10 protein-coding genes are annotated in these 11,489 nt (G+C 68.9%); 7 read left to right on the forward strand and 3 right to left on the reverse strand.

What is annotated here, in order from left to right:
* Positions 1-265 (forward strand): LptF/LptG family permease (locus AC04L7_RS04740; protein WP_475512608.1); only part of this gene is annotated, 265 nt, incomplete at its 5' end.
* Between the two features lie 7 nt (positions 266-272).
* On the opposite strand, the gene AC04L7_RS04745 is transcribed toward AC04L7_RS04740, so the two are convergent.
* The gene (locus tag AC04L7_RS04745) at positions 273-743 is read right to left on the reverse strand and encodes an RDD family protein (protein WP_435996890.1); all 471 of its coding nucleotides are present in this window, start codon (positions 741-743) and stop codon (positions 273-275) included.
* Positions 744-921: 178 nt separating this feature from the next.
* On the opposite strand from AC04L7_RS04745, the gene xerD reads away from it, so the two are divergent.
* The 5 genes from xerD to AC04L7_RS04770 all read left to right on the forward strand — a co-directional run bounded on the left by xerD (position 922) and on the right by AC04L7_RS04770 (position 9,051).
* Complete coding sequence (xerD, locus tag AC04L7_RS04750; protein ID WP_296279605.1) at positions 922-1,875, forward strand: site-specific tyrosine recombinase XerD; 954 nt, start codon at positions 922-924, stop codon at positions 1,873-1,875.
* A 109-nt stretch (positions 1,876-1,984) separates the two neighbouring features.
* Positions 1,985-2,827: a DsbC family protein gene (locus AC04L7_RS04755; RefSeq protein ID WP_299340509.1), complete on the forward strand. Its 843-nt coding sequence runs from the start codon at positions 1,985-1,987 to the stop codon at positions 2,825-2,827.
* A gap of 78 nt (positions 2,828-2,905) precedes the next feature.
* Positions 2,906-6,802: a phosphoribosylformylglycinamidine synthase gene (gene purL / locus AC04L7_RS04760; protein WP_475512609.1), complete on the forward strand. Its 3,897-nt coding sequence runs from the start codon at positions 2,906-2,908 to the stop codon at positions 6,800-6,802.
* An 81-nt stretch (positions 6,803-6,883) separates the two neighbouring features.
* Complete coding sequence (gspE, locus tag AC04L7_RS04765) at positions 6,884-8,596, forward strand: type II secretion system ATPase GspE (RefSeq protein ID WP_435996895.1); 1,713 nt, start codon at positions 6,884-6,886, stop codon at positions 8,594-8,596.
* A gap of 5 nt (positions 8,597-8,601) precedes the next feature.
* On the forward strand, positions 8,602-9,051 hold the full coding sequence (locus AC04L7_RS04770; protein WP_435996897.1) for a hypothetical protein: 450 nt from the start codon (positions 8,602-8,604) through the stop codon (positions 9,049-9,051).
* A 339-nt stretch (positions 9,052-9,390) separates the two neighbouring features.
* Here AC04L7_RS04770 and AC04L7_RS04775 read toward each other — a convergent pair whose 3' ends face one another.
* Entirely contained in the window at positions 9,391-9,645 is a 255-nt protein-coding gene (locus AC04L7_RS04775; RefSeq protein WP_435996899.1) for a hypothetical protein, read from the reverse strand.
* A gap of 317 nt (positions 9,646-9,962) precedes the next feature.
* Here AC04L7_RS04775 and AC04L7_RS04780 point away from each other — a divergent pair, with 317 nt between their 5' ends.
* Positions 9,963-11,012, forward strand: a complete 1,050-nt coding sequence (locus tag AC04L7_RS04780; RefSeq protein ID WP_475512610.1) for a discoidin domain-containing protein — start codon at positions 9,963-9,965, stop codon at positions 11,010-11,012.
* A gap of 55 nt (positions 11,013-11,067) precedes the next feature.
* On the opposite strand, the gene AC04L7_RS04785 is transcribed toward AC04L7_RS04780, so the two are convergent.
* Positions 11,068-11,489 (reverse strand): YadA-like family protein (locus AC04L7_RS04785; RefSeq protein WP_475512611.1); only part of this gene is annotated, 422 nt, incomplete at its 5' end.

Below are 11,489 nucleotides of genomic sequence, written 5' to 3' on the forward strand. Positions count from 1 at the left end.
GTACTGGGCGCGCTGGTTCTATCCGCTCAACGTGCTGGCGCTGTGCCTGGCCGCCATCCCGTTCGCGTTCGGCAGCCTGCGCAGCGGCGGCATGGGCAAGCGGTTGTTCCTGGGCATCGTGTTCGCCGTCGGCTTCTACGTGCTGCAGACGATGTTCGTGCGGCTCGCGGGTGCATTCCGGCTCGACTACCGCATCGCGTACGCCATTCCGCCGTTCGCCCTGCTGGGCATTTCCTGGCTGATGTTCCGGCGCAGGAGCCGCTGAGGCGCCATCAGGCGCGCTTCGGCAATCGCACCACGCGCGTGCCGCTGAAGCGGTCGTGGAAGGCCAGCCGGTCGCGGTCCAGCCACGCCCACCAGAAGCCCAGGCCCGCGGCCAGCGTCGACAGCGTCGCCAGCGCATAGCGTCGCCACAGCGCGGCCAGCGTCGGTGTGCCGCCGTCGGCCGCGATCACCTTCAACCGCCACGGCCGCATGCCAAGGGTCTGTCCACCGCGCAGCCAGCTGAAGGTGGCATACAGCCCGGCGGCGCCCCAGCAGCACGTCCATAACAGCCACCACATCGGGCTGAAGGGCTCGATGTTGTGGCGGACGTTGTCGCTGATCACCACGTCAACCAGCACGAACGGAATCGCCACCGCCAGCCACATGGCCAGCACGGGCCAGAAATCGTAGAGCAGCGCGAGCAGGCGCCAGCCGATCAGGGCGCGGGAGGATGCGGGAGTGGTAGCGGGATCCGTCATCGCGACAGGATACCGGCTACGACCCGTCGACTCTCGTGGGAGCGTCGTCAGTCGCGAAATGAGCCGGCGACGGCGCATAACGCCTTCGGGTGCGGTACTTCCACGCGTCCTGGGGCGATCGGCTTTCGCGACTGACGTCGCTCCCACAAGAACGATCCGCATCGCCTAAGCTTGCCGCATGACTGCCCGCACGCCCGCCGAACGCCGCCAGCAGGCGAGCACATTGCCTCCGGTACCGGACGCCGATGCGAACGACATCGCAGCCTTCCTGGATGCGATCTGGGCCGAAAGCGGTCTCGCACGGCCGTCGCTCGACAGCTATCGGCGCGATCTGGAAGGCTTCGCGCGCTGGCGCAACGGGCGCGGGGGAGGGTTGGCGGCGGCGGATCGTGCCGCGCTGTTCGACTACCTGGCCTGGCGCACGCGCGAGGGCTATTCGCCGCGCAGCAATGCCCGGCTACTGTCCGCCCTGCGGGCCTTCTACGCCCACCGCCTGCGCCGGGGCCAGCGTCGCGACGATCCCACGGCACTGCTCGAGCCCCCCCGCCTGCCGCGCTCATTGCCGAAGGCGCTGGCGGAAACCGAGATCGATGCGCTGCTGGCCGCGCCGGACATTGACACCCCGCTGGGCCTGCGCGACCGCGCCATGCTGGAGCTGATGTACGCGGCCGGCCTGCGCGTCAGCGAACTGGTCACCCTGCCGGCGACGGCAGTCAACCTGCGGCAGGGCGTGCTGCGGGTCACCGGCAAGGGCAGCAAGGACCGCCTGGTGCCGTTGGGGGAAGAGTCGCAGCACTGGCTGGAAACCTACCTGGCTCGGTCGCGGCCCGCGCTGGTCGGCAAGCGCAGCGTGCCGGCCCTGTTCGTCGGCGCAACGGGCGAGCCGCCGACCCGGCAGCAGTTCTGGTCGCTGGTGAAGCGCTATGCGGGCGCCGCGGGCATCGATCCCGTCCGCATCAGTCCACACGGGCTACGCCACAGCTTCGCCACCCACCTGCTGAACCGCGGTGCCGACCTCCGCGCGCTGCAACTGCTGCTGGGTCACAGCTCGCTGTCGACCACCCAGATCTACACGCTGGTCGCGCGCGAGCACCTGAAGCAGCTGCACGGACGCCATCACCCGCGCGCGTGAGCCCGCTCACACTGGCGGGCGGTTAAGCCGCCTGCCTGCCACCGTGTGCCAGAATTCCCGCCTGTTCCCTGCCAGCCAGCCGCGTCGCGGCTCATTCCGGATGCCCCTGATGCCCCGCCTGATCACCGCCGCCCTGCTGGGTGCCCTGAGCCTGACCGCCTGCGCGCAGGCGCCGCAACCGCCTGCCAAGGACCAGGCCGCGACCGCGTCGCCCGCGCCGGCCTCCGCGCCCCAGCTCAAGCCGGGAACCGGGAGCACGCCCGACGACCGCGCGCGCTCCGCCGTGGCGCAGTTGAACCCTCGCGCCAAGATCGACTACGTCGGTGCCGCGCCGTTGCCGGGCTTCCGGGAAGTGATCGTGGGCGGGCAGTTGCTGTACATCAGCGACGACGGCCGCTACGTCATGCAGGGCGCCGTGCTGGACCTGCAGCAGCAGCAGGACGTGATGCAGAACAGCGTCGCCCTGGCCAAGCACCGCAGCGCGCTGATCGCCACCATTCCCCACAGCGAGAAGATCGTGTTCGCGCCGCCGAACGCCAAGTACACGGTCACCGTGTTCACCGACATCGAATGCGGCTACTGCCGCAAGCTGCACGAGGAAATCGCCGAGATCAACCGGCAGGGCATCGCGGTGGAGTACCTCGCGTTCCCGCGCATGGGACTCGGCAGCCAGGACCACAAGGACATGATCTCGGTCTGGTGCGCACCGGATCGCAAGCGCGCACTGACCGACGCCAAGGCCGGCAAGTCCGTCCCCGCGCGCGACTGCAAGAACCCGGTGACCATGGAGTTCGACGTCGGCCAGCGCATCGGGGTCAGCGGAACCCCGGCCATCTATTCGGCGGACGGCGTCCAGCTGGGCGGCTACCTGCCACCGGCCGCGCTCCGGGCCAAGCTGGATGAACTGGCCGCCAGAAAGGCCCCTGCCGCGCCCGCGGGCGCCGCCCCCTGATCCCGACGAAGCCGGCCCCGCGCCGGCTTCGCTACAATAGCGGGCCCCGTCTGACGGCACGCCCCCACGGTTCCGGACATGATCGTCCTCGAAGGCCAACCGGCCTTGTCGCACTTCCGCCGCGCGCGGCTCGAATCCAGGCTCCAGTCGATTGTTTCCGACGTCCGCATCTGCGGCGCCTGGCACGTCTATTTCATCGAACCCGAGGCAGGCGCCACGCCGGACCTGGCCACGCTGCGCCGCATCCTGCAGGCCGGTGACGGCAGCGAGGCGCTGGCGGCGGGCGCGGTCTCGCGCTTCGTCACCCCGCGCCTCGGCACGCTGTCGCCGTGGGCCAGCAAGGCCACCGAGCTGCTGCGCGGTGCCGGACAGCCGGTCAAGCGCGTCGAACGCGGCCTGCGCATCGACCTGGAAGGCTGGAACGACAGCCGGCCGGCACTGGCGAAGGCGCTGCACGACCCGATGACGCAATCGCTGCTGGCGAGCCGCGAGYAGGCGCAGGCGCTGTTCATCGCGCCGGCGCGCGGCGAACTGGAACGCATCCCGCTGGCACAGCTGGAAGCCGCCAACGCGCGCCTCGGCCTGGCGCTGGCCGAGGACGAGATCGATTACCTGCGCACCCGTTACACCGAGCTGGGTCGTGATCCCTCCGACGTCGAACTGATGATGTTCGCGCAGGCCAACTCCGAGCACTGCCGGCACAAGATCTTCAATGCCACCTGGACCATCGACGGCAAGGACCAGGACCGCTCGCTGTTCCGGATGATCAAGCACACCCATGCGCAGACGCCCGAGCACACGCTCAGCGCCTACAGCGACAATGCGGCGGTGGTCGAGGGTTATCCGGCGGCCCGTTTCCGCCCCGACGGCAGCGGCCAGTACCGCCTCGAGGCGACGCTGGACTCGGCGTTCTGCATCAAGGTCGAGACACACAACCATCCGACCGCGATCGCCCCGTTCCCCGGCGCCAGCACCGGTGCCGGCGGCGAGATCCGCGACGAGGGCGCCACCGGCCGCGGCGGCAAGCCGAAGGCCGGCCTGACCGGCTTCTCGGTCTCGCACCTGCGCATCCCGACACTGCCGCAGCCGTGGGAGATGCCTCGCGCGCTGAATCCGCGCATGGCGCCGGCGCTGGAGATCATGCTCGACGGCCCGCTGGGAGGCGCCGCGTTCAACAACGAATTCGGCCGGCCGAACCTGCTGGGCTATTTCCGCAGTTTCGAGCTGCCGGAAGGCGAGGCACTGACCCGCGCCTACGACAAGCCGATCATGCTGGCCGGCGGCCTGGGCGCGATCGACCGCATCCAGGTGGAGAAGAAGACGCTCTCGGCCGGCGATGCCGTCATCGTGCTCGGCGGCCCGGCGATGCTGATCGGCTTGGGTGGCGGTGCGGCGAGTTCGGTGGCTTCCGGCGAAAGCGCCGAAGCGCTCGATTTCGCCAGCGTGCAGCGCGACAACCCCGAGATGGAGCGCCGCTGCCAGGAAGTCATCGACCGCTGCGTGGCGATGGGCGAGGACAACCCGATCCTGTGGTTCCACGACGTGGGCGCGGGCGGCCTGTCGAATGCGATTCCTGAACTGCTGCACGACTCCGGCGTGGGCGGGGTGATCGACCTGGGCAAGGTACCCAGCGACGATCCGTCGCTGTCGCCGATGCAGCTGTGGTGCAACGAATCGCAGGAGCGTTACGTGCTGGGCGTGCCGCAGGCGCGCCTGGCCGAATTCGCCGCACTGTGCGAGCGCGAGCGTTGCCCCTTCGCAGCCGTCGGCGTGGCGACGAAGGAAGAACGCCTGGTAGTCGCGTACGGCGCAACGCCCGGCAGTATTCCTGCCGATGCGCCTATCGACCTGCCGATGGACGTGCTGTTCGGCAAGCCCCCGAAGATGCACCGCGACACCGCGCATCCGGCGCCGCCCCAGTGGCCCGCGCTGCAGACCGGGGCGCTGGACCTGCATGAAGCCGGCCTGCGCGTGCTCGCGCATCCGACGGTGGCCTCCAAGCAGTTCCTGATCACCATCGGCGACCGCAGCGTCGGCGGCCTGACCGCACGCGACCAGCTGGTCGGCCCGTGGCAGATGCCGGTGGCCGACTGCGCGATCACGCTGAGCGGCTACGAAGGTTTTGTCGGCGAAGCGATGGCGATCGGCGAGCGTACGCCGCTGGCGCTGCTCGATGCCGCCGCCGCCGCCCGCATGGCAGTGGGCGAAGCGATCACCAACCTGTGCGCCGCGCCGGTGGAATCGCTGCACCGCGTGAAGCTGTCCGCGAACTGGATGGCGGCTGCCGGGCATCCGGGCGAAGACGCGCTGCTGTTCGACGCGGTGAAGGCCGTCGGCATGGAGCTGTGCCCCGACTTGGACATCAGCATTCCGGTCGGCAAGGACTCGCTGTCGATGCAGGCGCAGTGGCATCGCGACGGTCAGGCGCAGAAGTCGGTGTCCCCGGTGTCGCTGATCATCAGCGCCTTCGCGCCGGTCACCGACGTGCGCCAGCACCTGACGCCGCTGCTGTCGCGCGAAGACGACAGCGAGTTGTGGCTGATCGGGCTGGGCGCGGGCAAGAAGCGTCTCGGCGGTTCCGTGCTCGCGCAGGTCTACCCGCAGTCGGGCGGCGAGGGCGCCTGGCCGGCGTTCGCCGGCGGTGGCCACGACGAAAGCGTGCCGGACCTCGACGATCCGCAGCGCCTGCGCGATTTCTTCCACCTGATCGCCGACGCACGCGAGGCCGGCCTGCTGCTGGCGTACCACGACCGCAGCGACGGCGGCGCGTTCGCCGCGTTGTGCGAGATGGCGTTCGCCTCCCACCGCGGCCTGGACATCAACCTCGACGGCTGGGGCGACGATGCGTTCCGCACGCTGTTCGCCGAAGAACTCGGTGCGGTGGTGCAGGTGGCCGACGAAGACCGCGCTGCGTTCGCCGATCTGGTCGAGCGCCACGCGCTGACCGAGTGCGCGCAGCGCATCGCACGCCCGACCACGGCGTCCACGATCCGCGTGCAGCAGGACGGCGACGTGCTGGCGGAGTGGCGCTGGGAGGACCTCTTCGATGCCTGGTGGTCGGTCACCCACGCCATGCAGAAGCTGCGCGACAACCCCGAGGCCGCCGACCAGGAGCGCGATGCCGCACGCCAGTTCGGGCGCACAGGCCTGAAGCCGAAACTGTCCTTCGACGCCGCCGAGGATGTCGCGGCGCCCTTCGTCGCCACGGGCAAGCGCCCGAAGGTGGCGATCCTGCGCGAGCAGGGCGTCAATGGCCAGATCGAGATGGCATCGGCCTTCGCCCGCGCCGGCTTCGATGCGTTCGACGTGCACATGAGCGACCTGATCGCGGGGCGCGTGTCGCTGAAGGACTTCAGCGGCCTGGCGGCCTGCGGCGGCTTCAGTTACGGCGACGTGCTGGGCGCGGGCCGCGGCTGGGCGACCTCGATCCTCGAGCGTGGTGCGCTGCGCGATGCCTTCGCGGCGTTCTTCGCGCGACAGGACACGTTCTCGCTGGGCGTCTGCAACGGCTGCCAGATGATGAGCCAGCTGAAGGACATCATTCCCGGTGCGCAGCACTGGCCGCAGTTCCTGCGTAACCAGAGCGAGCAGTTCGAAGCGCGCGTGGCATTGCTGGAAGTGCAGGAATCGCCGTCGGTGTTCTTCCGCGGCATGGCCGGCTCACGCATCCCGGTGGCAGTGGCCCATGGCGAAGGACGTGCCGAGTTCGCCGGCCCGGTCGACCAGGCCGCGGCGCGCGTGGCGCTGCGCTACGTGGACGGCGATGGTGCGATCGCGACCACGTATCCGCTCAATCCCAACGGCTCTCCGGACGGCATCACCGGCCTGACCAGCGACGACGGCCGGGCGACCATCCTGATGCCGCATCCCGAGCGCACACCGCGCAGCGCGAACCACAGCTGGCATCCGGCGGGCTGGCCGGACGATTCGCCGTGGCTGCGCATGTTCCGCAATGCGCGGGTGTGGGTGGGCTGAGCCTGCGCGCCCGTTGGCGACAGCGGGCCACTCCGGGGCAACGCGGCACCTGATAAAGTCCGGGCCTTCAAGGAGGCCCCCGTGAACGCAGCCGTGTCCGACCCCTCGCTTTCCGCCGACGAGCGTATCGTCGGCGCGCTGCTTGCACGCGGAAGGCTGAAGGAAACCGACCTGGCGCGTGCGCGCCGCCTGCAGGACGAGGCGGGCGGCGGTCTGCTGGCCTTGCTGTCGCGGCTGGGACTGGTCTCCGAGCGCGACCATGCGGAAACCGCGGCGGAGGTGCTCGGGCTGCCGCTGGTCAACGCCAAGGATGCGCCGGACGTGCCGCCGGAATCGGTGGTGATGTCGCTGCGCTTCCTGAAGCAGTTCCACCTGTGCCCGGTGGGTGAGGACGAGACCCACATCGATCTGTTGATGGCCGATCCGCAGGACCACTACGCGCTCGAGGCCGTGCGGCTGGCGACCGGCCGCATCGTGCGCCCGCAGGTGGCGCTGCGGTCGGAGATCAGCGACCTGATCGAGCGTTACTACGGGCAGGGACGCAGCGCGATGGGCGCGATCGTCGAGAATGCGGATGGCGAGGCCACCGCAGACCTCGATGATGTCGAGCACCTGCGCGACCTCGCCTCCGAGGCGCCGGTCATCCGCCTGGTGAACCTGGTGATCCAGCGCGCCGTCGAATTGCGCGCGTCGGACATCCACATCGAACCGTTCGAGAACCGGTTGAAGGTGCGCTACCGCATCGATGGCGTGCTGGAGGAGGGCGAAAGCCCGCCGGCCAACCTCACCGCGGCGGTGATCAGCCGCGTGAAGATCATGGCCAAGCTCAACATCGCCGAGCGCCGGTTGCCGCAGGACGGCCGCATCATGCTGCGCGTGCAGGGCAAGGAACTCGACCTGCGCGTATCCACCGTGCCCACGGCGCACGGCGAAAGCGTGGTGATGCGCCTGCTCGATCGCGAAACGGTGGTGTTCGACTTCAAGAAGCTGGGCTTCACCGATGCCTTCCTGCCGCAGTTCCAGAAAGTGCTGGAGCAGCCACACGGGATCCTGCTGGTCACCGGCCCCACCGGTTCGGGCAAGACCACCACGCTGTACACCGCGCTCAGCAAGCTCAATACGCCAGACGTCAAGATCATCACGGTGGAAGATCCCGTCGAGTACCAGATCGAGGGCATCAACCAGATCCAGGCCAAGCCGCAGATCGGGCTGGACTTCGCCCACGCGCTGCGCAGCATCGTCCGGCAGGATCCGGACATCATCATGATCGGCGAAATGCGCGACCTCGAGACCGCGCGCATCGCCATCCAGTCCGCGCTGACCGGCCACCTGGTGCTGTCCACGCTGCACACCAACAATGCGGCCGGCGGCATCACCCGCATGCTGGACATGGGCGTTGAGGACTACCTGATGACGTCCACCATCAATGGCATCCTCGCCCAGCGCCTCGTGCGCCGGCTGGAGCCGACGCATGCGGAGAGGTACGCGGCGTCGCCCGAGGAAATCGAAAAGTTCCACCTGCGCCGCTTCCAGCCCGAAGGCGACATCTTCCTGTACCGCCCGCGTGGCTCCGCCATCGCGCCGACCGGGTACCTCGGCCGCACGACCATCGTCGAATTCCTGGTGATGAACGACGACGTCCGCCGCGCCATCATGCGGCACGCGGGCATGGGCGAGATCGAGCAGCTGGCTCGCGAGGCCGGCATGCGGACCATGTACGAGGACGGCATCGTCAAGGCGCTGTCCGGCGAAACGACCATCGAGGAAGTCCTGCGCGTGACGGAAGAGGGGTGAGGCGCATGAACGGCAGACTGGCGGGTTACCTGATCCTGGCGGCGTGTGCGTTGCCGACCGTTGCGTTAGCGGCCAAGCCCGCACCGAAGACCCTCGCACGCGGCGAGCTGCCTGCGGGCTTCGCCATCGGTACGGCCTCGCCCTCGCTGGCGCTGCAGGTCGAGGTCGCAGGCGGCAAGGTCATCGCGTGGGCGCCCGCCGGTGACGGGCCCGGCAACCTGCGCGCCACCCGCAGCGGCGATGCCACGCAGACCACGCTGATGGTCAGCAGTACGCTGGCGGAGGCGGTCAAGTTCGACCTGTACGTCTCGCGGGACGGCGAGCAGTTCACCTACGCCAGCAGCTGCGGCGTGACGCCGGGCATCTCCTCGTTCGAGATGTGGGAGAAACCGGTGACGCACTTCGCGATGGGCAATCCGCGCGTCCTGCCGAAGGGCGGCATGGCCTGCGACTGAGGCCTGGCACTGCGGGTCCGGCTTCCGCCTCGTCCTCCTCCGCTGCGGCGCGGCTTTCCGCCTGCGGGATCCTCGTGAATACTCCGTTGGAATCGTTTCCAGCGGGGGTCGCGTGGACGGGAAGGGACGTGTGCGCGTGGCGTTGTTGGCCGCGCTGGCAGTGACGGGTGCGGCGGCGGCGAGGGACGACGCAAGGAAGACCTACGCCAATCCGCTGGATATCGACTACCGCTACAACTTCGAGCAGGAAAGCCTGGGGATCTCCTATCGCACGGGCGCCGACCCGGTGATCGTGCGCCACGGCGACGCCTACTATCTGTTCCAGACCCTGGCCGATGGCTACTGGCGCTCGACCGATCTGGTCGACTGGCGATTCATCACCCCCGATCGCTGGCCGTTCGACAGCATGGTCGCGCCTGCGGTGATCTCCGATGGCGACCGCATGCTGGTGATGCGTTCGCTGTTCTCGCCAGGGGCCGTGCTGGTGTCGCGCGATCCCGCCCGGGGGCGGTTCGATTTCCTGACGCGCATGCTGCCGGAACTGCCGAATGCGGTCGCGCCCGGCCGCGATGTCGGCTTGCCCGGATGGCGCAACGGCGATCCTCAGCCGGCGAAGATTCCGCCCGGTCCGTGGGACCCGGCGTTCTTCAGGGACGACGACGGTCGCTGGTACCTGTACTGGGGTTCGTCCGACACGTTCCCGCTGTACGGCATCGAACTCGACATGTCCAAGGGCATGCGTTACGTCGGTAAGCCGCGCGCGCTGCTCGCACTCGATCCCGAGGCGCATGGATGGGAGCGCTTTGGCCAGGATCATCGCGGCGCGTTCTTCCCCGACGGYGAGCCGGTCGGCAACTACATGGAAGGCGCCTGGATGACGAAGGTGCGGGGCCGGTATTACCTGCAGTACGGTGCCCCCCGGTACCGAGTACAACGCGTATGCGACCGGCACCTATGTGGGCGACAGCCCGCTGGGCCCGTTCACCTATGCGGCCTACAACCCGGTGGGCTACAAGCCCGGCGGCTTCGTGCAGGGGGCGGGCCACGGGTCCACGTTCCAGGATGCGCATGGCAACTGGTGGAATACGGGCACGCCGTGGCTCGGCTACAACTGGACCTTCGAGCGGCGCATCGCGATGTTCCCGGCGGCCTTCAGTACCGATGGCCAGATGTCGGTCAGCACGCGCTTCGGCGATTTCCCCCATTACTTGCCGGCGGGACCGAATGCGGATCCGACCGACCTGTTCACCGGCTGGATGCTGCTGTCCTGGCGCAAGCCGGTGACGGCGTCGACTACGCGGGAGGGATATCCCGCCGGCAATGCGACCGACGAGAATCCGCGCACGTTCTGGGTAGCCGGCAGGAACACGGCGGGACAGACACTGACGGTGGATCTTGGCGCTTCCAGGACGCTGCGCGCGATGCAGGTGAACTTCGCTGACTACCAGTCCGGGCGCTACGGTGATGCCGATGACATCTACACGGAATTCGCGCTGGAGTATTCGACGGACGGACGCCGCTGGCGGCCGCTGGCGGCCACCGGCGCACCGCGGCGCGATCGTCCGAATGCGTATTTCCAGCTGCCCGCGCCGGTCAGTGCGCGCTACGTACGCTACGTGCACGGTCACGTCGGTGCCGCCCATCTTGCGATCAGCGATCTGCGCGTGTTCGGCGATGCCGGCGGTCCTGTGCCGCGCGCGCCGCGGGGAGTGGTCGTCCGCCGCGACGCCGATCCGCGCCAGGCGTTCGTCAGCTGGCGCCCGGTACGCGGTGCGGTGGGCTACAACGTGCGGTGGGGCATCGCGCCGGACCGTTTGAACCTGACCTACCAGGTGTTCGCCGACCGGCCGACCACGCTGGAACTTCGCGCCCTCAGCCGGGGTGTCGCGTACCACGTGGCGGTCGAGGCGTTCGACGAGAACGGCGTGTCACCGCCGAGCGCAACCGTCGCGCTGCCTTGATCGCGCAGAAGAAGGGCCCGGCATGCCGGGCCCTTCCGCATTCCACGACAGCGACTTACAGGTCGATACCGAAACCGACGCCGGCCGACTTTTCGTCACCGCTGAACGCACCGCCGATGCTGAACGATGCGCGCTCGCCGAGCGGCTTCGAGTAGCCCACCGACAGCGCGTTCTCGCCGTTCTGCCAGCCTGCACCCACGGCGACGCGTCCACGCGGACTGCGGCTGCCCGCCGCGTTGATCGCCATGTTCAGCATCGCCGAGCTCATCGCGCCCATCCGGTCTAGACGACGGTCCTGTTCGGAGAAGCGACGGTCCACGTCACCGCGGAAGGCATTGAAGTCGTCCTCCAGCGCCTTGACCTGGAAGTCGGCATACGCCTTCGCGCTCGCCAGCGTGCTTGCCGAGGACTGATCGGTGTAGGACTGCGCGCTGCTGAGCGTGTTGGCGTCGCCGGCGTCGGCGTACGACGCGGCGG

It is taken from the genome of Pseudoxanthomonas sp. LjRoot204_2 (assembly GCF_056175765.1).